15 protein-coding genes are annotated in these 25,167 nt (G+C 73.1%); 10 read left to right on the forward strand and 5 right to left on the reverse strand.

The genetic code is table 11. The features are described from left to right. Positions 1–64: 64 nt before the first annotated feature. From N5I75_RS20585 to N5I75_RS20595, 3 genes are read left to right on the forward strand one after another with little or no spacing between them, the layout of a single operon-like run. A complete protein-coding gene (locus tag N5I75_RS20585) occupies positions 65–3,559 on the forward strand; it encodes a bifunctional glycosyltransferase/CDP-glycerol:glycerophosphate glycerophosphotransferase (RefSeq protein ID WP_476679351.1) in 3,495 nt (1,164 codons plus the stop codon). Next, positions 3,556–6,501: a CDP-glycerol glycerophosphotransferase family protein gene (locus N5I75_RS20590; protein ID WP_476679352.1), complete on the forward strand. Its 2,946-nt coding sequence runs from the start codon at positions 3,556–3,558 to the stop codon at positions 6,499–6,501. Before N5I75_RS20585 ends, N5I75_RS20590 begins: the two co-directional genes overlap by 4 nt. Then, complete coding sequence (locus N5I75_RS20595) at positions 6,498–7,643, forward strand: glycosyltransferase (RefSeq protein WP_476679353.1); 1,146 nt, start codon at positions 6,498–6,500, stop codon at positions 7,641–7,643. The genes N5I75_RS20590 and N5I75_RS20595 overlap by 4 nt, the downstream gene beginning before the upstream one ends. A 55-nt stretch (positions 7,644–7,698) precedes the next feature. Here N5I75_RS20595 and N5I75_RS20600 read toward each other — a convergent pair whose 3' ends face one another. From N5I75_RS20600 to N5I75_RS20615, 4 genes are all read right to left on the reverse strand, one after another. Next, the gene (locus tag N5I75_RS20600; RefSeq protein ID WP_476679354.1) at positions 7,699–8,580 is read right to left on the reverse strand and encodes a carbohydrate ABC transporter permease; all 882 of its coding nucleotides are present in this window, start codon (positions 8,578–8,580) and stop codon (positions 7,699–7,701) included. Then, complete coding sequence (locus tag N5I75_RS20605) at positions 8,577–10,046, reverse strand: carbohydrate ABC transporter permease (RefSeq protein ID WP_476679355.1); 1,470 nt, start codon at positions 10,044–10,046, stop codon at positions 8,577–8,579. The genes N5I75_RS20600 and N5I75_RS20605 overlap by 4 nt, the downstream gene beginning before the upstream one ends. A gap of 7 nt (positions 10,047–10,053) precedes the next feature. Further along, a complete protein-coding gene (locus N5I75_RS20610; RefSeq protein WP_476679356.1) occupies positions 10,054–11,421 on the reverse strand; it encodes an ABC transporter substrate-binding protein in 1,368 nt (455 codons plus the stop codon). A 1,045-nt stretch (positions 11,422–12,466) separates the two neighbouring features. Further along, on the reverse strand, positions 12,467–15,580 hold the full coding sequence (locus N5I75_RS20615; RefSeq protein ID WP_476679357.1) for an FHA domain-containing protein: 3,114 nt from the start codon (positions 15,578–15,580) through the stop codon (positions 12,467–12,469). 387 nt (positions 15,581–15,967) lie between these two features. Here N5I75_RS20615 and N5I75_RS20620 point away from each other — a divergent pair, with 387 nt between their 5' ends. The 4 genes from N5I75_RS20620 (at position 15,968) to N5I75_RS20635 (ending at position 21,529) form a co-directional block, all read left to right on the forward strand. Continuing rightward, entirely contained in the window at positions 15,968–17,665 is a 1,698-nt protein-coding gene (locus N5I75_RS20620) for a serine/threonine-protein kinase (protein ID WP_476679358.1), read from the forward strand. Positions 17,666–17,800: 135 nt separating this feature from the next. Further along, entirely contained in the window at positions 17,801–19,087 is a 1,287-nt protein-coding gene (locus tag N5I75_RS20625) for a serine/threonine-protein kinase (protein ID WP_476679359.1), read from the forward strand. A 71-nt stretch (positions 19,088–19,158) separates the two neighbouring features. Further along, entirely contained in the window at positions 19,159–20,262 is a 1,104-nt protein-coding gene (prfB, locus tag N5I75_RS20630; protein ID WP_476679360.1) for a peptide chain release factor 2, read from the forward strand. A 340-nt stretch (positions 20,263–20,602) separates the two neighbouring features. Continuing rightward, complete coding sequence (locus N5I75_RS20635; protein WP_476679361.1) at positions 20,603–21,529, forward strand: hypothetical protein; 927 nt, start codon at positions 20,603–20,605, stop codon at positions 21,527–21,529. A gap of 123 nt (positions 21,530–21,652) precedes the next feature. Here the strand turns inward: N5I75_RS20635 and N5I75_RS20640 are convergent, their stop codons facing one another. Then, a complete protein-coding gene (locus N5I75_RS20640; protein ID WP_361070343.1) occupies positions 21,653–21,841 on the reverse strand; it encodes a hypothetical protein in 189 nt (62 codons plus the stop codon). Between the two features lie 366 nt (positions 21,842–22,207). On the opposite strand from N5I75_RS20640, the gene ftsE reads away from it, so the two are divergent. The 3 genes from ftsE (at position 22,208) to N5I75_RS20655 (ending at position 25,154) form a co-directional block, all read left to right on the forward strand. Continuing rightward, positions 22,208–22,897 carry a cell division ATP-binding protein FtsE gene (gene ftsE / locus N5I75_RS20645; RefSeq protein ID WP_324767349.1) on the forward strand — a complete coding sequence of 230 codons (690 nt, stop codon included), beginning with the start codon at positions 22,208–22,210 and terminating at the stop codon, positions 22,895–22,897. Positions 22,898–22,946: 49 nt separating this feature from the next. Further along, the gene (gene ftsX, locus N5I75_RS20650; protein WP_476679362.1) at positions 22,947–23,864 is read left to right on the forward strand and encodes a permease-like cell division protein FtsX; all 918 of its coding nucleotides are present in this window, start codon (positions 22,947–22,949) and stop codon (positions 23,862–23,864) included. Positions 23,865–23,942: 78 nt separating this feature from the next. Next, complete coding sequence (locus N5I75_RS20655; RefSeq protein WP_476679363.1) at positions 23,943–25,154, forward strand: S41 family peptidase; 1,212 nt, start codon at positions 23,943–23,945, stop codon at positions 25,152–25,154. The last annotated feature ends 13 nt before the right edge of the window (positions 25,155–25,167 follow it).

Here is a 25,167-nt window from a genome sequence, read left to right on the forward strand (position 1 = left end):
ACGGCGGCACCGGTTGTCAGACGAGCAGGCCCCCCGCCGCCGCCGGAAGGAACGTGCGCAGCGCATGACACCCCGTCTCACCGTCGTCGTCCCCGTCCACAACGTCGAGGACTACCTCGGCGCCTGCCTGGAGTCGCTGTCGGCACAGACCATGCCGGACCTGGAGGTCGTCCTCGTCGACGACGGCTCCACGGACGGCAGCGGCGGGATCGCGCGCGCCCACGCCGCCCGGGACCCCCGCTTCCGCCTGGTCGAGCAGGCCAACGCGGGCCTCGGCGCCGCCCGCAACACCGGCGTCCGCCACGCCCGCGGCACCCACCTCGCCTTCGTCGACAGCGACGACGTGATCCCGCCCGGCGCGTACGAGCTGATGCTCGCCACCCTGGACGGGACCGGCTCCGACTTCGTCACCGGCAACGTGCACCGGCTGCGCGCCGACGGCACCACCGAGCAGTCGCCCATGTTCCGCAAGGCGATGGCGGCCACGCGCGAAGCCACCCACGTCACCCGCGACTGGGACCTGCTCGCCGACCGCATCGCCTGCAACAAGGTCTTCCGGCGCGCCTTCTGGGACGAGCACGCCCTCGCCTTCCCCGAGGGCGTCCTGTTCGAGGACATCCCCGTCGTGCTGCCCGCCCACTTCCTGGCCCGCTCCGTCGACGTCCTTCGGGACACCGTCTACCTCTGGCGCGACCGCGAGGGATCGATCTCCAACCGGCGCGCCCTGCCCCGCGCCGTCCACGACCGCACCGCCTCCGTCACCCACGTCAGCCGGTTCCTGGCCGGACGCCCCGAGTGGCAGGAGGGCAAGCGGCGCTACGACGCCTCCGTGCTCGCCGGTGACCTGTGGATGTTCATGGAGGCGCTCCCGGACGGCGACACCGCCTACCACCAGGCGTTCCTCGACCGCGCGAACGCCTTCGCCGCCTCCGTCGACCCGGGCGTCCTCGACGAACTCCCGCTCGGCCTGCGCGTGCGCTGGCAGCTCATCCGCGAGCGCCGCCTGCCGGAACTCCTCACGTTCATGGCGTACGAGAAGGCGCACTCGGGGGCTTTCCGCACGCGCCGCACCCTGTTCGGGCGCCGTGCCGAGGTCCCTGATGCGACCCCGCCGCTGCCCCGCAAGACCGTCGGCCTGACCCGCGCCGAACTGCCCCTCGAAGCGCGCGTCACGCACGCCGCCTGGGGCGACGACGGCAGACTCCGGCTCAAGGGCTACGCCTACGTCCGCAACCTGCCCGCCGGGCGCCTCACCGCCCGGATCCGCCTCGCCTGGCTGCGCGCGGGCAGGCGCCGGGCCGTGCCGCTGCGGCTGCGCACCGTCCGCTCCCGCGAGGCGACGCTCTCCTCACGGCAGGGCCTGCACGACTACGACCGGGCCGGGTTCGAGACGGTCGTCGACCCGGCGAAGCTGGTCACAGGCCGCACGAGCACCACCTGGAACCTGGAGCTTGCCGCGTACGCGGGCGGCCTCCTGCCGCGCAGCGGCCCGGTCCGGATGAGCGGCGCCTGCCCGCTGCCCGTCCGCCACCTCGACGACTTCCTGCGCATCGCCCCGACCCTGCGCGGCGGACGCCTCCGGCTGCGCGTCGAGCGGCTGCCCGCACGCCTCGTCGCCCACGAGAGCGACGGGCGGCGGGTGCGCGTCAAGGGCGAGCTGGCGCCGGGGCGGCAGGACGCGCCGCTCGCCGTCCGCGTCGAGAACTGGCGCACGAAGGAGGCCCACGACCTGCCCGTCACCGTCGACGGCCGCACCTTCACCGCCGAGGTGCCGCTCGCCCTCTTCGGCGGCGCGGACGGCCCCGCTGACCCGTGGGGCGTCGGCCTGGTCCGCGCCGGTGGGGGCGGTGCGGAGGGCGCGGCGGGCGAGGACTGGATCTCGCTGCCCGTCCGGCCCGACATCGCCCCCGGCCGCTACGGGCTCGGCCGGGGCCGCGAGCTGATGGTCCTCGCCAACCCGTCCGGCAACACCGAACTGCGCGACCAGACCGTACGCCCCGTCGTCGACACCCTTCGCTGGGAGGAGGACGGCCGGCTGCTCCTCGCGGGCAGCCACCCCGACGCCGTACGGCGCGAACTGGTGCTCGTGCACAGCGGGCACGACGAGGAGAACACCGCCCCGCTCACCCTCGCCGACGGCCGCTTCGAGGCGAGCCTGTACCCGCACGCCCTGCCGGGCCCGGCGGGGACGCTGCCGCTCGCCGAGGGCAACTGGTACCTCTTCCTGCGCACGAGCGGCGACAGCGACCCGGAGCGCCACGCCCCCGTTCTCGTCGCCCCCGCCCGCCATCCGCACCTGCCGCTCACCCGCGTCCTCGGCGGCCGGGAGTTCACCGTCCAGCGCCGCCACCACGACCAGCTCCTGCTCACCTCCGGCACGGCCGTGGCCGAACAGGACCGGGGGCGGGGCGCCCAGGCGGCCCTGCGCGCCGCCTACGCGCGACAGCGGGAGCTGCCCCGCCGCGACGCCGTCCTCTACGTCAGCTTCGACGGCCGCCAGCACTCCGACTCCCCGCGCGCCGTCTTCGGCGAACTCCAGGCGCGCGGCGTCGAGTGGGAGCACCTGTGGGCCGTCCGCGACCAGCAGGTGGAGCTGCCGCCGGGCGCCACCCCCGTCGCCCTGTGGAGCGCCGCCTGGCACGAGGCGCTGGCCCGCAGCCGCTACGTCGTCACCAACACCCACCTGCCCGACTGGTTCCGGCGCGCCGAGGGCCAGTACGTCGTCCAGACCTGGCACGGCACCCCCCTCAAGCGGATCGGCCGCGACCTGCGCGGCACCGCCTCCGCCGACCAGCGCTACATCGACACCCTGCCCGCCCGCGCCGCCCAGTGGTCGCTGCTCGTCTCCCCGAACAGCTTCTCCACCCCGCTGCTGCGCGGCGCGTTCGGCTACGACGGGCCCGTGCTCGCCTCGGGCTACCCGCGCAACGACGTGCTGCACGCCCCCGACCGCGCCAAGCTCGCCACCGCCGTCCGGGAGCGCCTGCGCATCCCCGACGGCAAGCGCGTCATCCTCTACGCCCCCACCTGGCGCGAGAACCAGCCCCGCCGATCCCTCGGCCGCTACGGGCTCGACCTCCGCCTCGACCTGGCCGCCGCCGAGGCCGCGCTCGGCGACGACCACGTCCTCCTGGTCCGCCGCCACTACCTCGTCGGCGGCGCCGTCCCCGCCTCCGACTTCGTCCGCGACGTCTCCCGCCACCCGGACGCCGCCGACCTCCTCCTCATCGCCGACGTCCTCGTCACCGACTACTCCTCGATGATGTTCGACTTCGCCCAGACCGGCCGCCCCATGCTCTTCCACACCTACGACCTCGACCACTACCGGGACTCCCTGCGCGGCTTCTACTTCGACTTCACCGCCCAGGCCCCCGGCCCGCTCCTGCGCACCAGCGACGAGGTCATCGCCGCGCTCCTCGACCCCGACGCGGCGGTCGCCGGGCACCGGGACGCCTACGCCCGGTTCCGCGAGGCGTTCTGCGACCTCGACGACGGCACGGCGGCGGCCCAGGTCGCCGACGCGATGCTGGCCCACGGCGCGGACGGGGCCGGCAAGTGAGCGCGCCCGACATCAGCGTCCTGATCGACTGCCCCGCCGACACCGACCCCGCGCTGCTGCACGCCACGGTCCGCTCGGTCCGGGCCCAGACCCACCGCCGTACGGAGGCCGTCGTCGCCGGCGGGGACGCGCCCCGGGGCACGTACGTCCTGCCGCTGGCCGCCGGTGAACTCCTGGAGCGCGACGCCTGCCGCAACCTCTACGCGGCGGCCCACCGCACCGGCGCCGACCTCGTCGCGGGCCGCTGGACCCGGCTCAGCGCCGGAAAGGAGACGGCCCCCGCCTGGCAGAACGAGGTGTACGCCCGCTCGCGGGTCCTGGAGACGGTGACCGAGGCGCCCGAGCTGCTGATCCACCCGGCGCTGACGGCCGGGTACTGCGTACGCCGCGATCTCTACGAGTGCGGGTCCGGGTCGAGGCGGGCGCCCGAGTGCGCGCCGGAGCCCGGGCCCGGCGCCGAGCCCGGGCCCGGCTCCGGCTCCGGCTCCGGCTCCGGCTCCGGCTCCGGCTCCGGCTCCGGCTCCGGCTCCGGCTCCGGCTCCGGGTCCGGCTCTGGCTCCGGCTCCGAGTCCGGGTCCGGGTCCGGCTCTGGCTCTGGCTCCGGGTCCGGGTCCGGGTCCGGCTCCGGGGCCGGCTCCGGCTCCGGCTCCGGCTCTGAGCCTGGGTCCGGCTTCGCGCCGGATTCCGCATCCGCGTCCCAGGACTGGCGCTCCGGGCTCGATCTCGCCTTCTCTGCGCGCCGCATCGCCCTGATCCCCCAGCTCGTCACCTCCCGCCGCGCCGCCCCCGACCCGCTGCGCGACCTCCCGTCCGCCGTCGCCGACCACCGGCACGCCCTCGCCCTGATCACCGAGCCCGGGGTACGGGCCCGGCGGGCGCGCGCCTTCGTCGCCGAGCACGTCCTGCCGTACGCCCGCGCGTTCCTCGGGCTCGACGCGGTGCGCCGGGAGGAAGCGGCAGCCACCGCCGCCCGGGTCCTGGAAGGCCTGCTCGACACCGCCGCGCTCCGCGACCTCCCGGCCCTGGAGCGCGTCGCCGCCCGGCTGCTCGTCGACGGGGACGCGGACGGCGTGCACCGCGCCGCGTACGCGCTCCAGCACCCCGGCACCGTCGTCTCCGCCCTGGTCCGCGCCGACGACGGCGGCGTGCGGTGGAGCGCCGAGCACAGCGGCGCCGCGTACGACGTCACCGACCTCGGCCACCAGCACCGGGACTGGGGCGACCGCAGACTCCTCAACCGCGTCACCCGATGCGTCGCCCAGGGCGGGCGGCTCCTCGTCGAGGGCGAGATCGTCGTGCCGTTCGGCCTGTGCGACGCCGACAGCGTCCTCACCGCCACCCTCGACATCGGGGTGCGCGGGGCCGCGCGGAAGACGGTGACGGTGCCCGTCGACGCCGTACGCCTCCGCGACGACACCACGGTCAAGTGGCGCGCCGCCGTCCCCCTCACCCGGCTGCTGCGCCCGCGCGGCATCGGCGACCGCGTGTGGGACCCGCGCCTGCGCCTCGGCGTCGACGGCACGCTCCTGCCGCCGCTCGACCTGTTCGCGGCGCCGGACACCGTCCCGGGGCCGCACGCCGCGCTCCCGGCCCGGCCCCGCCTAACCAGGATCACCGCCGACACCTGGCAGCCGTACGTCAGCACCAAGCACCACCTCGCCGTCTGCCTGCTGCCGCGCCGCGCCCCCGCCCGCAAGGCCAACGCCCTCGCCCGCTACCTCACCCGCTTCCGCCCGGCGCGCGCCGTCCGGCAGTTCTCGCGCGGGCTCGGCAAGCGGTACGCGGCCCTGCACACGCAGCGCGTCAAGATCCGCGTCTACCACCGTTACCTGTGCCGCCTGCCCGTCAGCCGGGGCACCGTCGTCTTCGAGAGCCACATGGGCACGTGCTACGGCGACAGCCCCCGCGCCCTGCACGAGGAGCTGCGAGGGCAGGGCTTTCGCGCCGTGTGGTCCTACGCGACGTCCCGCGACGGGTTCCCGGCCGACGCCAGGCTCGTCCGCCGCTGGTCCTGGCGGTATCTGTGGGCGCTGGCCCGCGCCGAGTTCTGGGTCGACAACCAGGGTTTCCCGCACGCCCTCACCAAGCCGAGGGAGACCACGTACCTCCAGACCTGGCACGGCTCGGCGTACAAGCGGATGGGCCACGACGAGATCCGGCACCGGACGAGGAACGCGCCGGAACGCGCCCGGCTCGACCGCGCCGTCGCCCGGTTCGACCACTTCCTGGTCCGCTCCGAGCACGACGTCGACACCCTCGCCCGCGCCTACCGCATCCCCGAGGAGCGCCTCCTGCGCGTCGGCTACCCGCGCAACGACCGGCTCGTGGCCGCGAGGGAGCGCGACGAGCGCGAGGGGCGGCTCCCGCGCCCCGCCCCGGCCGCCGCGCTCGGCATCCCCGACCACCGCACGGTCGTCCTGTACGCCCCCACCTTCCGGGGCGACCCGAAGACCCGGACCGTGCGGCTGCCGCTCGACGTCCGCCGCTTCGCCGAGGAGTTCGGCGACACGCACGTCCTGCTCGTCCGCGCCCACTACCTGGAGGCCGCCGCCCTGCCGCCCACCCCGGCCGGAACGGTCATCGACGTCTCCGCCCACCACGACGTGAGCGAACTGCTGTGCCTGGCCGACGTGTTGATCACCGACTACTCGTCGATCATGTTCGACTACGCCCTCCTCGACCGGCCGATCCTGCATTTCGCCCCCGACCTCGACGCGTACGCCGCCGAGCGCGGCAGCTACTTCGACCTGCGCGAGCGCGCCGGCGGCCCGGTCGTCGAGACCCAGGACGAGCTGCACCGCACCCTCGCCGGGATCAAGAAGACCGACCGCGCGTGGGAGGAGCGGCGGCGGGCGTTCGCCGCCGAGTTCGGGACGTACGACGACGGGGGCGCGGCGCGCGCGGTCGTCGAGGCCCTCTTCACGCGGAAGGCAGGCTCATGAGCGAGGCCCGGGACCTGTTCCTCGTCACCAACTCCGCCGACGAGCTGGGCGGCGTCACCGCCTGGACCCATCAGATGGCCCGCCTGTTCACGGGCGCGGGGCATCGCGTGCACGTCGTCGGGGTGTACGAGTCCGACCTGAAGATGGCGGTGCCGGACGCGCCCGACTACCCCGTGACCAGCCTCTATCCGCAGCATCCGCCGACCCCGCGGCCGCTCGGCGGTGCCCGGCGGCTCAGCGTGCCCGCACGGCGCCGCGAGGCCCGGCGGCTCGCGGCCCGCGACGACGCCCTCGCCACGCTCGGCTCGGTCCTGGGACCGGCCCGGCCCGGCTCCGTCGTGGTCGTCACCCAGGTGTGGGCGATGGAGTGGCTGCGCGAGATCGACACCTCCGGCCTCACGGTCGTCGGCATGAGCCATGAGTCGTACGCGTACTCGCGCGCCTGCCACCGCTACCACTGGATCAAGCGGCACTACCCGCACGTCGACCGCTGGCTCGCGCTCACCCAGGAGGACGCCGACCTCTGGACCGCCGAGGGCCTGAACAACGTCGACTTCATGCCCAACGCCCTCGCCCACCTGCCCGCCGTGCCCTCGCCCCGTACGGAGAACGTCGTCTGCTCGATCGGCCGGCTCGCCGACCAGAAGGGCGTCGACATGCTCCTCGACACCTGGGCGAAGGTCGCGCCGCTCCGCCCGGAGTGGGAGCTGCACGTGTACGGGGCGGGCGGGGACGAGGCCGCGCTGCGTGCGCAGAGCACCGCGTTGGGGCTCGACCGGTCCGTGCGGTGGCGCGGGCGGACCGACGACGTGCCCGGCGCCCTCGCCGCCTCCTCCGTCTTCGTGCAGTCCTCGCGCGGCGAAGGGTTCCCGCTCGCGCTCATGGAGGCGATGGCCAGCGCCGTGCCGTGCGCCGCGTTCGACTGCGCGCCGGGCGTCCGCGAGATCGTCCGCGACGGTGAGGACGGCCTCCTCGCCCCCGTCGGCGACCTCGACGCGCTCGCCGACCGGCTCCTCCGCCTCACCGGCAACCCCCGGATGCGGGACACGATGGGGGAGCGGGCCCGGGTCAATGTGCGGCGGTTCTCGGAGGAGCGGGTGCTTGAGCGGTGGGAGGAGCTGTTCCGCTTGCTTGAGCGTTGAGAGCGGGGGTGGGCGCCGGGGGCCGCTTTGTGGGCGGCGCCCGGCACCCTGCCGGTCATTTCACCGCGCCCGCCATCACGCCGGACACGAACTGCCGCTGGAACGCGAAGAACACGGCCAACGGGATGACCATCGAGATGAACGCGCCCGGGCCGAGCACGTCCACGTTGTTGCCGAACTGCCGTACCTGTGTCTGCAGCGCGACCGTGATCGGCTGGCTGTCGGTGTCGGTGAAGATCAGCGCCACCAGCATGTCGTTCCACACCCACAGGAACTGGAAGATGCCGAGCGAGGCGATCGCCGGACCGCCGAGCGGCATCACGACGCGGACGAACAGGCGCAGCTCACCGGCGCCGTCCAAGCGCGCCGCCTCTAGGAGCTCCCGGGGGATCTCCGCGAAGAAGTTCCGCAGCAGGAACACCGCGAACGGCAGCCCGAAGCCGACATGGAAGAGGATCACGCCGAACAGCGAGCCGAAGATCCCGATCTCGCCGAAGAGCTTCGCGATCGGTACGAGCGCCAGTTGCACCGGCACCACGAGCAGCCCGACCACGATCAGGAACCACCAGTCCCGGCCCGGGAACTCCATCCACGCGAACGCGTACCCGGCCAGCGAACCGATGACGATCACGAGCAGCGTCGCGGGCACCGTGATCAGCGCCGTGTTGACCAGCGACTTCGTGACGTCCGCGTTCTCGAGCAGGCTGCTGTAGCTGTCGAACGTCAGCTGCGACGGCTTGCTGAACACCTCCCACCAGCCGCTCGCCGCCATGTCCTCGGGGCTGCGCAGCGAGGAGAGCAGCAGCCCCACGGTCGGCACCAGCCACAGCGCGCCGACCAGGATCAGGACGAACTGAAGGACTCCGCTGCCGACCTTGTCGACGACGCGGCCCGCGAACGAGCGCGGCTTGTGGACTGTCTCGTCGACGGTCGTCATCGTCGTGCCTCCCGTCGAAGCCGCCTCATGTTGAACCACATCACCGGGATCACGAGCAGCAGGAGCAGCACCGCGATCGCGCTCGCCAGCCCCTCGTTGCCCTCGCTGAACGCCGACCGGTACAGCTGGAGCGCCAGGACGTTGGCGTCGTCCTGCGAGGAGCCCGGCGCGATGATGAAGATCAGGTCGAAGATCTTGAGGACGTTGATCATCAGCGTCACCAGGACGACGGCCAGGACCGGCGCGAGCAGCGGCACCGTGACCCGGCGGAACACCTGCCACTCGGTGGCCCCGTCGACCCGCGCCGCCTCCAGGAGTTCCCTGGGGATGCTGGCGAGCCCGGCGCCGATCAGCACCATCGCGAACCCGGCCCACATCCATACGTACGACACCATGATCGATGTCGTCACGATGTTCAGGTAGAGGTCGGATCCGCCCAGGTGGATCGTGAAGAACTTCTTGTCGCCGAGCCAGTCGACGCCGTTGTACGCCTCCGCGAAGTTCGACGGCGGCAGGCGCAGCTTCGCGCCGTCCGCCTCGGCGGGGAGCGTGAACGTCCCGTCCGCCGCGGCCGTCGTCGACGCCACGACCTTGCCGCCCTTGACCGCCTCGATCTTCATGCCCGGATAGCCGAGCTCGGACGCGTCGATGCCGTTGACGCCGCCCGCGCCCTTGCCGAGCGTGAAGTCCTGCCAGACCGTGCCGGTGATCTCGTCCGACGCGCCGCCGGCCGGTGCCTTCGCCGGTTTCGCGTCCTTCGGCATCTGGTCGGCCGCCACGCCGACCAGCGCAAGCTTCACCGGCTGCCCGGCCCTGACCGGCTCCTTGGTGAGGTACGGGCCGCCGCTCTTGCCCGCCAGTTCCCCGTTCGGCCGCGGATGCGCCTTCGGGAACGCCGACGAGTCGACGAACGTGTCGTGGATGCCGACCCAGACCGCGTTCACCGCGCCCTTCTCCGGGTCCTGGTCGTACACCAGCCGGAAGATGATGCCCGCGGCCAGCATCGAGATCGCCATCGGCATGAAGACGACCAGCTTGAACGCGGTGCCCCAGCGGATCCGCTCCGTCAGCACGGCGAAGATCAGACCCAGCGCCGTGGCGACCGTCGGGGCGAGCACCACCCAGAAGATGTTGTTGTTGATCGCCGCCTTGGTGTCGGCGCGGGTGAACAGCGTCTCGTAGTTGTCGAAGCCGATGAACGAGCCGCCCTGCGCGTCGAAGAAGCTGCGCACGATCGAGTACCCGATCGGGTACACGACCAGCGCGCCCAGCAGGATCAGCGCGGGCAGCAGGAACAGGAACGCGACGGTCCGGCGGGTGCCGGTGACGCTTTTGAACCGCGAGGGGTTCTTGGGTGGTGCGCTCTTGTGCGGGGCGGGGCCGGACGACGGCTCCGCCAAGTCGCCTCTCTGTCCTGGCGACTTGGCGGTCTCGTCCGGGCCGCCGCCGTCGGCGGCCGAGGTCATCGCGGCGTCAGTCCTTGTACGCCTTGGCCGCTTCGGCCTCGAGCGTCGCCTGCGTCCCCGCGATGTCCTTCGGATTCACCAGGAAGTCCTGCAGCGCCTTCCACTCGCCCTTGCCGGGCGTGCCGCCGAACGCCTGCGGTGTCTGGTCCGACATGTCGAAGCGGAAGTCGTCGCCCGCGTCGATCAGCGCCTTGGCGATCGTGCGCTGCACCGCGTTCGGGTACGCCGACAGGTCCACGCTCTTGTTGGGGGAGAGGTAACCGCCCAGCTTCGCCTGGATCGTCGCCGCCTCCGGGGACGCCAGCCAGGTCACCAGCGCCTGCGACGCCTTCGAGTCCTTCAGCAGCACCGCCGCGTCGCCGCCGCTGACCACCGGGGCGTCCGCGCCCACCGCCGGGAACGGGAACACCTTCGCGTCCGTCCCGATCTCCGCCTTCGACTGCTCGATGTTGACCTGTGCGAAGTCGCCCTCGTAGACCATGCCCGCCTTCGGGGAGTCACCGCCCGTGAACGTCTGCTCCACCGACTTCGTGAACTCCGTCTGCACGGCGCCCTTGTTGCCGCCCGCGATGAAGTCGCTCTTGCCCCACAGCTGCGCCAGCGTCGTCAGCGCCTGCTTCACCGACGGGTCCGTCCACTTGATCTCGTGCTTCGCCAGCTGGTCGTACTTCTCCGGGCCCGCCTGCGACAGGTAGATGTTCTCGAACCAGTCCGTCAGCGGCCAGCCGTCGGCTCCGCCGATCGAGACCGGGGTCACGCCCGAGTCGTAGATCGTCTGGGCCGTCGCCAGGAACTCCTTCCAGGTCTTCGGCTCCTTCGCCGCCGCGTTCTCGAAGACGGCCGTGTTGTACCAGACCAGGGACTTGTTCGCGGCCTTGTAGTAGGCGGCGTACTGGGTTCCGTTCACCTTCCCGAGGTCCTGCCAGCCCTTGCTGTAGTTCTTGCTGAGCTGGGCCTGGGCCTCCTTGCCGAGCGGCTTGGCCCACTTCTTCTCCACCGCCTGCTTGATCGCGCCCGGCTGCGGCAGCATCGCCACGTCCGGCGGGGCGCCGCCCGCCACCTTCGAACCCAGGAAGTTGATGATCGGGTCCTGCGCCGGGACGAAGGTGACCTTCGCGCCCGTGCGCTTCTCGAACTCCGCGAGCACCTGCTTGAAGTTCTTCTGCTCGTCGCCGGTCCAGACCGCGGCGATCTCCAGCGACTCGCCCTTCAGCTGCGGGAGTTGGACCCCGGAGGCGGGGGACTTGCTCTCGCCCCCGTCGGCCTTGCCGTCCTTGTCGTCGTCACCGCACGAGGTGAGGCCGAGGGCCAGTGACCCCACGGCCACGGCCACGAGGGCTCGGCGGAATATGGGTGTACGAAGAGTGCTGCGCATCGCTGCCCCGTTCTCGTCCTGAACGCTGAAAACGCTGAACCTGAGCGGTGTCCCGTGCGCACTGGTCTACGCCCGACCAGGGACGACCGGCAAGGGTGCCTGTGCGGTCAGGGGGGTGATCGTGACGGGGTCGTGATGCGTCAACGCCATTGTCGGGGGCAGGAGTTGGGGGTGGGCACCCGGCCGGTATCTGGTCTTCGGGCGATTGCGAGGTGGACCGGGGCGGTGCTCGGCAGAGCGGTGGGGCGGGGCCGTGCGTTCCGTCGAGCGGCGGGGCGGGGCTGTGGATGGGTGCGTGTTCCGTCGAGCGGCGGGGCGGGGCTGTGGATGGGTGCGTGTTCCGTCGAGCGGCGGGGCGGGGCCGTGCAGGAGTGCGCGTTCCATCGAGCGGTGGGGTCGAGCCGTGTAGGGGGGCGCGTTCCGTCGAGCGGTGGGGCGGGGCCGTGCAGGAGTGCGCGTTCCGTCGAGTGGTGGGGCGGGGCCGTGCAGGAGTGCGCGTTCCCTCGAGCAGTGGGGCGGGGCCGCGCCGGGGTGCCTCCTCGGCCGGATAGGTCTCATCCCCCTCGGTCCGCCATAGGCGAGTCACCCGGCCCTGCATTGACCCGGAGTCCTGCGGGGGCACCCCGACACGTCCCCTCCGGCCGACACGCGAGTGCACCCCGGCGGGCCATCCCCCTTTCCCCACCCAGGGCGCCATGCGCCGCCCCGCCTAGGGCAACCGGCCGCTCCCGCAGTTCCCCGCCCCGGGCGCACCGCGCCCCGCCTAGGGCAACCGGCCGCTCCCCACACCTTCCCACCCAGGGCGCCATGCGCCCGCCTTGGATAACTGGCCGCTCCCCGCACTTTCCCGCCCCGGGCGGAGCCGCCCCGCCTTGGGCAACCGGCCGCTCCCCGCACCTTCCCACCCAGGGCGCCATGCGCCCGCCTTGGGCAATCTGCCGCCTGGGGCGGCAGGGTGGGCAAGGCGGCACCCCAGCGCCGGGGGACCGGGTGAAGGGGCCTCCGTAAGAGCCCGCCCAAGTCGGCGGCAGCCCAGCGTCGGGGGCTACAGGAGTGAGGGGACCTCTTGGGCTGAGACTGAGCGGGCCGCTCGTTCCAGCGCGGAGGCCAGCAGGGCCAAATCCGTCGGGCCGTTGCCCAGCTCCCGTACAGGGCGCCGGTCCGGCGGATCACCCATCCGGGCCCAGTCCAGGGCAACGACGGTCGGCCGCTGAGTAGCCGTGCGGGGGATACGGCCGGTGACCCGGCCCGCCTGCAGCCCGGTGTCCCGCCCGTCGGACCCGAGCAGACGGCCCCGCCCCGGCACGGGATCCTCCGGCCCGGACCCGACCGGGTCGAGAACGACCCGGGGCCGAGCCGCCCCCCACACAGGCCCCGCCCCCACCCCGAACCCGGCCACCAGATGAACCCCGAGCCGCTCCCCGTCCCGCGCAACCGCCTCCAGGGCCCGTACGACAGACCCCGCGGCAGGCCGCCCCGGCGACCCCAACGGCGGCGCCAGCAACGCGTCCAGGTCGTCGACGATCACCACGAGCCGCGGCAACGGAACCATCACCACCGCCTCCGCTTTGTCCCGCGCCCCACCTGGCCGCAGCCGGATCGTCGAACTCGGCGCCGCCTCAAGATCCCCCGCCCCGCCGGAGGCGGCCGGCGCGACCCGCTGGGCCACCATCCGCCCGGCGACGGCCCGCTGCGTGTGCCACTCCGTGAAGTGCGTACGCCCTATGAGTTCGGCCCGCCGCTTCAGCTCCGTAGACAGGGACTGAGCGAATTCGCGCATGCGGACCGGGTCGTTCGCGGCCAAGTGCGTGGTGACGTGCGGCAGGTCCGTACAGACCCGCAGGCCCTCGACCCGTTCCCCGGCGGTACCGCCCGTACCGCCACCCTGCCCGTCCACCAGGACGATCCCGAGCCGGTCGGGCCGCTCCGCCGCAGCGAGCGACGCGGCCACCGAGCGCAGCAGCTCCGTACGGCCACTGCCCGCGGGCCCCTCGATCAGGAGATGCGGGCCGTCGGCCGCCAGGTCCACGGCGACGGGCCCGCGCGGCCCCGCCCCGAGCACCGCCCACACCCGGCCCCCGAGCGACCCCGCGTCATCGGCCGCCGCCGCCCAGCGCGCCATCAACGACGCGGGAGTCGCCCGAGCGAGCCCCAGCTCGTCGAGGAGCCGCGCCGACGGCGGCAACGGCGCGGACACCCGCGCCTGCCGCGCCCCGGCCCCGCCGGACGTGTCCGTGCGCAACGGCGCGAGCGCCCGCGCGAACCGCTCGGCCCACGGCAGCGACACCGCGTCGACCGCCGCGACCGTCCCGTGGCCGACGAGCTGCCCCTGCGCCGCCCGGTGCAGCCGCAGCGCCGTCGCCACGTCCCCGCTGAGCAGCGCCACCGCCCCGCACGCCCGGAACGCCGGACTCTGCGCGCACGCCGCCTCGTACGAGTCGTCGACAGGTGAGGCGGGGGACGTGGCCGGTGCCTCCGCCAGGCACAGGACGTGGATTCCCGCCGGGGAGCCTTCCGCGGCCAGGCGGGCCGCGGCCTCGCGCAGCGTCGCCGAACCCGGGTCGCCGTCGATGATCACGACGGTCGGCACCACGGCCGCCTCGTCCCCGGCCGACGACTCCTCCCGGCCGGGGCGCAGCCCGGCCGCATGGTCCTCCAGGCGCCGCAGCAGCTCACCCGTGCGCGCCGCCGCCTGCTCCCGGTCGTAGGCGAGCAGCAGCCGGCAGTCCTGCCCGTGCGCCGGGCGTACGTGCGGCAGCCAGCCGAGCCAGGACCACTCCGCGACGCGCTCCGCCTCGCTCCGCGCGCGGTCCGTGGCGATCAGGACGATCTCCAGGCGGTCCGGCGCGTGCAGCGCGGCGAGCTGGGCGAGGACGCAGCGGGCCAGCCCCGCGAGGCGCGCCCGCGGCCCGGCCAGGCCCAGCGCGCCCGCCTCGGCCAGCCCCACGGTCACCGGGACCGCGGGCAGCAGCCCACCGCCGCCGGGGCCCGTCCTGTCCACCGTGCCGAGCCGCACCGCCAGCTCCTCCGGGTGTCCGGGCCCGCGCTCCCACAGCCGGGGTCCGGGGCCCAGCGCGGTGAGCAGCAGGGCGGCGGCGTCCGGCCACGTCTCGGTGGCCGAGGGAGGCGCGGGCAGCGGCGCCGGGTCCGGTCCGTCCTCGTACGGCTCGGGCGTGTGGGGTGTGCGCAGGGTGTACGGCTGGTGGATCTCGTGCTGCTGGTCCTGGTCCTGGCCGTCCCGCCCGCGCCGCAGCAGCCGGCCGAGACCGCCCCGGCGGCGCTGCGTGCGGGGCAGTGCCGTGCCGCGCGGCGGAGTGGAGAGCGGGGCCTGCTCCAGGTCGGGGGCGCCGCCCTGGCCGGGGACGACGGGCCGGGCGCCGGGGGCCGGGCTCTCGCCCGCGGCGCCCCAGGAGGCGTCCCCGTAGGCGTGCCGGGTCTCCTCGGGCGGGGTGGTGGCGGTCGCCGGGCTGTGGGCGTCGGGCGGCGCGCCGGTTCCGGTGCCGCACGCGACCCGTACGTGGCCCTCCCCGTCCGGCGCCGTGGGCACCGCCGCCGGGCGGGCCGCGTCGCCCGTCGTCACGACCCGCAGCGCCGATTCGCCGAGGCGGAGGAGCGCGCCGGGGGACAGGCGGACGGGGCGTTCGTCCAGCGGGCGGCCGTCGAGCGTCGTGCCGTTCGTCGAGTCCAGGTCGACGACCGTGATCCGGCCGTCCGCCGCCAGCGTCACCGCGCAGTGCAGGCGGGAGACGTCCGGGTCGTCCAGCGGTACGTCCGCGTCGGCGGAGCGGCCGATGCGGACCTGGCCGCCGTGGAGGAGATGGACCCCGCCCGCGTCGGGCCCGGCCACCACGTGCAGCTGCGCCGCGCCGTCGGCCGGGTCGGGGCCCGGGTCGGTGGGCGCGCCGAGGGAGAGCACCGCGCCGTCGGTCAGCGGCGGCTCGCCGAGCAGGCAGCGCTGCGCGTCGAGCCGCTCGGCGCCCGCGTACAGGACGGAGGACGGCGCGTCCCCGCCCGCCACGGCGGCGGCGAGGCCGGAGGCGACGGCGGCGAGCGCGGTGCCGCCGGGCGCGGTGACGAGCACGTCCACCGCGGCGCCCTCGCGCGTGGCCGAGTCGGGGCGCGTGCCCAGGGGGTCTACGACGGTAAGGCGGATCTGCATCGCCGTCTGCGGTCCCTTCTGCGCGGGCGCCCGCGACGGGTCGGCCCGCGGTTCCCCCGACCGCGCTTCCCCCTCGCCACGGGCACATCAGCCAGTGCTGCAGGCATCCTCGCACCTGCCACTGACAACACGCCCGCCGCCCACCTGTAAGTGATCTTGATTGGTCGGCTCTGCCCGCAAAAGTGCCTGCTGCGGGCCGCCTCGGTGCCGGTTGAGATCACTCACGTCGCCCTCCGGCAACCAAGGGCCGGGTACAGGCGTCTTCACGTCGAACACAGGTTTGTCGCGGGTCTGTTCTCACCAGGACCCCAGAAGCCGCCACTAGAGTGGGTCCGGCACCCGGGACCGGGGCAGATCACGCAAGTACCGATGCAGGGAGCGCATGACGTGCGGCCGGTAGGCAGCAAGTACCTGCTCGAGGAGCCGCTCGGACGCGGCGCCACGGGCACCGTCTGGCGAGCCCGCCAGCGCGAGACCGCGGGCGCCGAGGCGGCCGTCGCCGGGCAGCCCGGCGAGACCGTCGCCATCAAGGTCCTCAAGGAGGAGCTGGCCAACGACGCGGACGTGGTGATGCGCTTCCTGCGCGAGCGCTCCGTCCTGCTCCGCCTCACCCACCCCAACATCGTGCGCACCCGCGACCTGGTCGTCGAGGGCGAGCTGCTCGCCCTCGTGATGGACCTCATCGACGGTCCCGACCTGCACCGCTACCTGCGCGAGAACGGCCCGTTCTCGCCGGTCGCCGCCGCGCTGCTCACCGCCCAGATCGCCGACGCGCTCGCCGCCAGCCACGCCGACGGCGTCGTGCACCGGGACCTGAAACCGGCCAACGTGCTGCTGAAGCAGGATGACGGCGGCATGCACCCCATGCTCACCGACTTCGGCATCGCGCGCCTCGCCGACTCCCCGGGCCTCACCCGCACCCACGAGTTCGTCGGCACGCCCGCGTACGTGGCCCCGGAGTCCGCCGAGGGCCGCCCGCAGACCAGCGCCGTCGACATCTACGGCGCCGGCATCCTGCTGTACGAGCTGGTCACCGGGCGCCCGCCGTTCTCCGGCGGCTCCGCGCTCGAAGTCCTGCACCAGCACCTCAGCGCCGAGCCGCGCCGCCCCTCGACCGTTCCCGACCCGCTCTGGACGGTCATCGAGCGCTGCCTGCGCAAGGACCCGGACGACCGGCCGAGCGCGGAGAACCTCGCGCGTGCGCTGCGCACCGTCGCCGAGGGCATCGGCGTGCACGCGAGCAGCGCGCAGATCGCCGCCGCCGAGGGCGTGGGCGCCCTTCTGACGCCCGACCCGGACCCGGCGCAGGTCCCCGGCGTCCCGGGCGCCGCCGACCCGACCCAGGTGCTGCCGAGCAACGCGGCGACGTACGACCCGAACGCCGCGACCAGCGTCATGCAGCAGCAGGGCAATCAGGCCAATCAGGCCAACCAGTATTCCGACGCCGATCCGACGTCCGTGCTGCCCCACCGGGGCGCCGCCGACCCGACCGCCGTCATGCCGCCCGTCCCGCCGCACCAGCCGGGGCAGCAGCCGCCGGGCGGCGACCCCGACGACCCGCACCCCTGGCAGAACCAGATGCGCGCGGCCCGCGACCGCAACGAGCAGACGCAGGTCCAGTACCTCGACCCGAACGAGGACCCCCTGCGCCGCCGCCCGCAGCGCCAGGTCGCCCGCCCCGAGCAGCAGCCCAGGCCGCAGCAGTACGCCCCGCAGCAGCCGCGCGGAAACCGGCAGCGCCCGCCGCAGCAGCAGCCCGAGCAGTACGCCCCGCAGCGTCAGCAGCCGCGCCCGCAGCCGCAGCAGTACGCGCCGCCCGCGCCGCCGCCCCGCCAGGCACCGCCCGCGCGCGAGCCGCGGGAACCGCGCGAGCCGCGCCGCCGCAGCGCCAACCCGATGAAGATCCCCGGCCTCGGCTGCCTCAAGGGCTGCCTGTTCATGGTCGTCATCCTGTTCGTGGTGTCCTGGCTGGTCTGGGAGTTCACCCCGCTGCAGGACTGGATCGGCACCGGCAAGGGGTACTGGGCCCAGCTCTCCGACTGGTTCTCGACGGTCACCGACTGGATCGGCAATCTGAGCAACTAGCCGGCCCGGTCGGCCGACCGTGACAGGTGATGTTGGAGATTTGTCGACACCCAGCGGGTGATTTCGCCTCCTGATGCGTTGGTTGGCGTCCGAGCCGCGTAGCTTGGGCGCCAACACGCGTCTGTAGGAGCAGCCTTGGCACGGAAGATCGGCAGCCGGTACACCGCCCACCAGATCCTGGGGCGCGGCAGTGCGGGCACGGTGTGGCTGGGCGAGGGACCGGACGGTCCCGTCGCCATCAAAATGCTGCGCGAGGACCTCGCCTCCGACCAGGAGCTGGTCGGCCGCTTCGTCCAGGAGCGCACCGCCTTGCTGAGCCTCGACCACCCGCGCGTGGTCGGCGTCCACGACCTCGTCGTCGACGGCAACGACCTGGCGCTCGTCATGGACCTGGTCCGCGGCACCGACCTGCGCACCCGCCTGGACCGCGAGAAGCGCCTGGCGCCCGAGGCCGCCGTCGCCATCGCCGCGGACATCGCCGACGCGCTGGCCGCCGCGCACGCCGCCGGCATCGTCCACCGCGACGTGAAGCCGGAGAACGTCCTCCTCGACATGGAGGGCCCCCTCGGCCCCGGCGGCGCCCACCCCGCCCTCCTCACCGACTTCGGCATCGCCAAGCTGATCGACACCCCGCGCCGCACCCGCGCCACGAAGATCATCGGCACCCCGGACTACCTGGCGCCCGAGATCATCGAGGGCCTCCCGCCACGCGCCGCCGTCGACATCTACGCCCTCGCGACCGTCCTGTACGAGCTGCTCGCCGGGTTCACCCCGTTCGGCGGCGGCCACCCCGGCGCCATCCTGCGCCGCCACGTCACCGAGACGGTCGTCCCGCTCCCCGGCATCCCCGACGAGCTCTGGCAGCTCCTCATCCAGTGCCTGGCCAAGGCCCCGGCCTCCCGCCTGCGCGCCTCCGAGCTGGGCGCCCGCCTGCGCGAGCTGGCCCCGATGCTGGCGGGCATGGCCCCGCTCGACGTCCACGACCCCGACGACCCCGAAGACACCGGCGCGCCCGGCGAGGGTGACGGGACCGGCGCCGAGCAGGATGCCGAGCAGGCCCGCTCCGCCGCCCCGGAGTCCGCCGCGGGCACCGCCTCGCCCCGCCGCGGCGCGGTCTCCCTGGTCCCCGGCGCCGCCTCCGCCGACTCCAACCGCGACACCCACACCTCCATGCGCGTCCCCGCCCCGGACGAGCTGGCGGGGGGCGCTCGCGGCACCGCCCGCGCGCCGCGCGCCACCGGCGCCCGCCGCCCCGGCTCCGCCCGCAACCGGCACCCCGCGCGGCGCCGCCGCATCACCCTGGGCGTCGTCGGCCTCGTCGCGGCGGCGGCCATCGGCGGCGGTGTCTGGGCGGTCACCTCCTCCGGCTCCGACGAGACCCCGCCGACCGACAGCAACAACTCCGCCCCGGAGATCCCGTAGGGCGAGCCCTGGGGCCCGGCCCGCCGGACCACCGGGAACAGATCACTTGCACCAGCCGTTAGGCTGGTCTTGTGGCAGTCGTCGATGTTTCCGAAGAGCTGAAGTCCCTCTCCTCGACCATGGAGTCGATCGAGGCCGTCCTGGACCTCGACAAGATGAGGGCAGATATCGCCGTGCTCGAGGAGCAGGCGGCCGCGCCGTCCCTGTGGGACGACCCGGAGGCGGCGCAGAAGATCACGAGCAAGCTGAGCCACCTCCAGGCGGAGGTCCGCAAGGCCGAGGCGCTGCGCGGCCGGATCGACGACCTCTCCGTCCTCTTCGAGATGGCCGAGGAGGAGGACGATCCGGACACCCGCGCGGAGGCCGAGTCCGAGCTGGCCTCGGTCAAGAAGGCGCTGGACGAGATGGAGGTCCGTACGCTCCTCTCCGGCGAGTACGACGCCCGTGAGGCGCTGGTCAACATCCGCGCCGAGGCCGGCGGCGTCGACGCCGCGGACTTCGCCGAGCAGCTCCAGCGCATGTACCTGCGGTGGGCCGAGCGCCACGGCTACAAGACCGAGATCTACGAGACGTCGTACGCGGAAGAGGCCGGCATCAAGTCGACCACCTTCGCCGTGCAGGCGCCCTACGCCTACGGCACCCTCTCCGTCGAGCAGGGCACGCACCGCCTGGTGCGCATCTCCCCGTTCGACAACCAGGGGCGCCGCCAGACCTCGTTCGCCGGTGTCGAGGTGCTCCCCGTCGTCGAGCAGACCGACCACGTCGAGATCGACGAGTCGGACCTGCGCGTCGACGTCTACCGCTCGTCGGGACCCGGTGGCCAGGGCGTCAACACGACCGACTCCGCGGTCCGCCTGACCCACCTCCCCACCGGCATCGTCGTCTCCTGCCAGAACGAGCGCTCGCAGATCCAGAACAAGGCCACGGCCATGAACGTCCTCCAGGCCAAGCTCCTCGAGCGCCAGCGCCAGGAGGAGCGGGCCAAGATGGACGCCCTCAAGGACGGCGGCAGCTCCTGGGGCAACCAGATGCGCTCCTACGTCCTGCACCCGTACCAGATGGTCAAGGACCTGCGCACCGAGTTCGAGGTCGGCAACCCGCAGTCCGTGCTCGACGGTGAGATCGACGGCTTCATCGAGGCCGGAATTCGCTGGCGCAAGCAGCAGGAGAAGTGACCCGCGCGTAGCGCTCCGCGATTTGTCGACAAGGTAACTGCCGCTTGCTGAGCGGCAGTTGCTTTGTTTTCGGGGGGCCTTTCCCCAACTGTGAAGGTCCTTCGGCGTTTTACGTCACAGTCACATGACCGTACGGCGGTCAAGTCGCCCTATTTCGGGTCATCGCGTACGCAACGACCTTGACGTTGATCTGAAAACTGGGAAGGCTGGCGCGCGGCATGCGTATCAGTGGGACGCGTGTGAACGGGGGCCGGGTCGAAATCGATGCCTGCTGCACCCCGGTTGAACGTGGTCCCGGGCGCTGCTCCAATGACAATTGGCTACTGGGGGTAGCAGACATATGACCAAGAAGACGCGGATCCGCGTAGCGCGGATAGCGGCCGGAGCGGTGATCGCCGCCGGTGCGTCGCTGACCGCAGCGGGTGCCGCCTCCGCCCTTGAGCTTGATGTTCCCGGCCTGGCGCACATCGACACGAACGACGGGCTGAACGTCGGCCTCGGCGGCTCCACCGAGGGTGGCACCGAGGGCGGTACTGAAGGTGGCACCGAGGGCACCACCGAGGGTGCCGCTCAGGGCACTTCGACCGGTGTGACCCAGGGCACCAGCACGGGCACGTCGGCCGGTACTTCCACGGGCACCTCGACTGGTACCTCCACGGGCACCTCGACCGGTACCTCCACGGGCACCTCGACCGGTACGTCCACGGGCACCTCCGAGGGCACCAGCACCGGCACCTCGACGGGTACGTCCACGGGCACCTCCGAGGGCACCTCGACGGGCACGTCGACCGGCACCTCCACGGGTACCTCGACCGGCACCTCCGAGGGCACCTCGAGCGGTAACGGCAACGGTGGCAACAACGGTGGCGGCGGCAACAACGGCGGCGGCAACGGCGGCGGCGGGAACAACGGCGGCGGCAACGGCGGCGGTGGCAACAACGGCGGCGGCAACAACGGCGGCGGCGGCAACGGTGGCGGGTCCGTCACCGGTGGCGGTTCCGGTACCGGCGGCAGCGGCACCGGTGGTGTCGGGCCCGACGGGAACAACAACCCCGTCGAGCAGGGCCAGGGCAAGGACGGCCTGCAGGAGACCGGTACGGCGCCCGCGCAGCAGACCGGCGCTCAGGGCAAGAACGACGGCGAGCTGGCCGAGACCGGTGCCGACGGCACCACCGTCCTGCTCATCGGCGCCGCGACGATGATCGCGGGCGGTGTGGGCTTCCGGTTCCTGCCGCGCCTCGCCGGCAACCGCGGCGCCGCCGCGTAACACCGGTGCGCGACAGCGGTGCGTGACACCTCTGCGTGACAACTGAACAACGCGGCGCACACGCCAGTGCGCGCGGAAGGGCCCGGAGCCACAGCTCCGGGCCCTTCTCACATGCCGAGCGAGCTAGACGGTCTGGTGCGCGAGCAGTGCCATCGCCGCGATGAGTACGGCGACCAGCGCGATCAGCGCCATCGGGTTCAGCCCGGCGAACGGGCTCTGCTGAAGGCGCTCGCGGTTGGCCCGGCACACCGGGCAGCGGCCCTCGCTCACGGGCGCCGCGCAGTTCGCGCACACCAAGCGGTCATAGGTCATGCGCCTGTCCTCCTCCCGCGCGGCGGAGCCGGCTGCGACGTCTGCCAGGTTCCCACTGGTTCTCTCCGCTCAACGCTCCGGGAAACGCAACCGTTCCCACCCCTCCACTGTGCCAGTTTCCCGCGGATTCGGCGCGGCCCCCTCCGATGACCCTGGTGAGGGCGCTCCGTCGACCGCCCTGACCAGGCGCGGGACGGACAAAAACGGCACCCTCCGTGACCGCGCACCGGGACAAACCGCACAAGCAGGGACGGCGCCTGCGCTGCGTGTGCCGGTTCGCGTATGGTCACGCACACCGAGGGGGTGCCCCGCAGGCCCCGCACCGCACCCCCGCCCCCGACGCAACCCGACGCTCCGAGGCGCTCCGTGATCCGATTCGACAACGTCTCCAAGGTCTATCCGAAGCAGACCCGGCCCGCCCTCAGGGATGTCTCCCTCGAGGTCGAGCGCGGGGAGTTCGTCTTCCTGGTCGGCTCGTCCGGCTCCGGCAAGTCGACGTTCCTGCGGCTCATCCTGCGCGAGGAGCGGTGCAGCCACGGCCAGGTGCACGTGCTCGGCAAGGACCTCGCCCGCGTCTCCAACTGGAAGGTCCCGCAGATCCGCCGTCAGCTCGGCACGGTCTTCCAGGACTTCCGGCTGCTGCCCAACAAGACCGTCGGGGAGAACGTGGCGTTCGCCCAGGAGGTCATCGGCAAGGGTCGCGGCGAGATCCGCAAGGCCGTGCCGCAGGTGCTCGACCTCGTCGGCCTCGGCGGCAAGGAGGAGCGGATGCCGGGCGAGTTGTCCGGTGGTGAGCAGCAACGCGTCGCCATCGCGCGGGCGTTCGTGAACCGGCCCAAGCTCCTCATCGCGGACGAGCCCACCGGCAACCTGGACCCGCAGACGTCGGTCGGCATCATGAAGCTGCTCGACCGCATCAACCGCACGGGCACCACCGTCGTGATGGCCACCCACGACCAGAACATCGTGGACCAGATGCGCAAGCGCGTCATCGAGCTGGAGAAGGGCCGCCTCGTCCGCGACCAGGCGCGCGGCGTCTACGGCTACCAGCACTGAGAAGTCAAGAAGTACCGAGAGAGAAGCTGCGAAAGGCTCAGTAAGCGCTATGCGTGCCCAATTCGTCCTGTCGGAGATCGGTGTCGGTCTCCGCCGCAATCTCACGATGACCTTCGCCGTCATCATCTCGGTGGCCCTCTCGCTCGCCCTGTTCGGCGGCTCGTTGCTCATGAGCGACCAGGTCAACCAGATGAAGGGTTTCTGGTACGACAAGGTCAACGTCTCGATCTTCCTGTGCAACAAGGGAGACGCCGAGTCCGACCCGAACTGCGCCAAGGGCCCGGTCACCGCCGAGCAGAAGAAGCAGATCCAGGACGACCTCGCCAAGATGGACGTCGTCCAGAAGGTCACGTACGAGTCCCAGGACGAGGCGTACAAGCACTACAAGGAGCAGTTCGGCGACTCCCCGCTGGCCAGTTCGCTCACCCCGGACCAGCTGCAGGAGTCGTACCGGATCAAGCTCAAGGACCCGGAGAAGTACGAGGTCATCGCGACCGCGTTCAACGGCCGGGCCGGTGTGCAGTCCGTGCAGGACCAGAAGGGCGTCCTCGACAACCTCTTCCGGCTGCTCGGCTACCTCAACGTGGCGGCCGGGGCCGTCATGCTCGTGATGCTCGTCGTGGCGCTGCTGCTGATCGTGAACACCGTGCGGGTGTCCGCGTTCTCCCGGCGCCGCGAGACCGGCATCATGCGGCTCGTCGGCGCGTCCGGCTTCTACATCCAGGCGCCGTTCATCATGGAGGCGGCGGTCGCCGGGCTCATCGGCGGCGGCATCGCCTGCGTCTTCCTGGCGGCCGGCCAGTACTTCGTGATCGACAACGGCGTCGCGCTCTCCGACAAGCTGCAGCTCATCAACTTCATCGGCTGGGACGCGGTGCTGACCAAGCTGCCGCTCATCCTCGCCGTGAGCGTGCTGATGCCCGCGCTGGCCGCGTTCGTCGCGTTGCGCAAGTACCTGAAGGTGTGACGAGAGTCCCCCGTGCCACGGGGCGCCGGGCGGGTCAACCTCCCGTACGGCGCCCCACGTTGTCCTAGACTCACCGACATGTCAGGCCGCCGGGATCTGTTCCACGCGCTCTCCGCGCACCCTGGGCCCCGCCGTATCGGCCGCGGGGCCGCCCTGACATTCGTCTTCGCGAGCGTGCTCGCCGCGGGCGCCGCGACCGGTTCCTGGCCCGACGACGCACAGGATTCCGCCACCGAGCCGGGCCGTTCGGTCGCCGCCGCGCCGCAGCGGCACATCGACGACCATGCGGCCCCGGCGGCTTCGACCGACCCCACCGAAGCCGCCGCCGAGGCCGTCGAGGACGGCAAGTCCCCGACGCTCGCCGCCGAGGAGGCCGTCAGCCGCAGCGGCGACCGCTGGGGCGCCGTCTACTCGCAGGGCGAGTTCGAGGAGTTCGAGCAGGCCCTGGACGGCGAGTACACCGGCGTCGGCCTGCGGGCCCGCCGCGCCGCCGACGGCGACGTCCAGATCACCAAGGTCCGCGCCGGCTCGCCCGCGCAGCTCGCCGGGGTCCGCGAGGGCGACCGCATCTCCGCCGTCGACGGCAAGCCCGTCACCGGGCGCCCCGTCACCGAGGTCCTCCGCCTGCTGCGCGGCGAGCACGCGGGCACGCCCGTCCGCGTCGGGCTGCGGCGCGGCACGCGCGCGTGGAGCGAGACGCTGCACCGCGCCAACCTGACCACCGACAACGTCACGACGACCCGCCTCCCCTCCGGCGCCGAACTGATCAAGGTCAGCGCCTTCACCAAGGGCACCGGCGCCCAGGTGCGCCGGGCGGTGCGCGAGGCGCCCGCGCGCGCGGGCGTCGTCCTGGACCTCCAGGGCAACTCCGGCGGCCTGGTCACCGAGGCCGTCAGCGCGGCCTCCGCGTTCCTGGACGGCGGGCTCGTGGCCACGTACGACGTACGGGGCGAGCAGCGCGCCCTGCACGCCGAGCGCGGCGGGGACACCACCAGACCGGTGGTCGTGCTCGTCGACAGCGGGACGATGAGCGCGGCCGAACTGCTCACCGGCGCCCTCCAGGACCGCGGCCGCGCGGTCGTCGTGGGCACCAGGACCTTCGGCAAGGGCTCCGTGCAGATGCCGAGCCGGCTGCCCGGCGGCTCCGTCGCGGAGCTGACCGTCGGCCACTACCGCACCCCCGGCGGCCGGAGCGTCGACGGCCACGGCATCACGCCCGACCTGGAGGCCGAGAACGGCGCCCGGCAGCGGGCCGAGACAGTATTGAGTGGCCTCGGCACCCCCTCGTAGTGCGAAAATGGCC

The organism is Streptomyces sp. R818 (assembly GCF_056172735.1).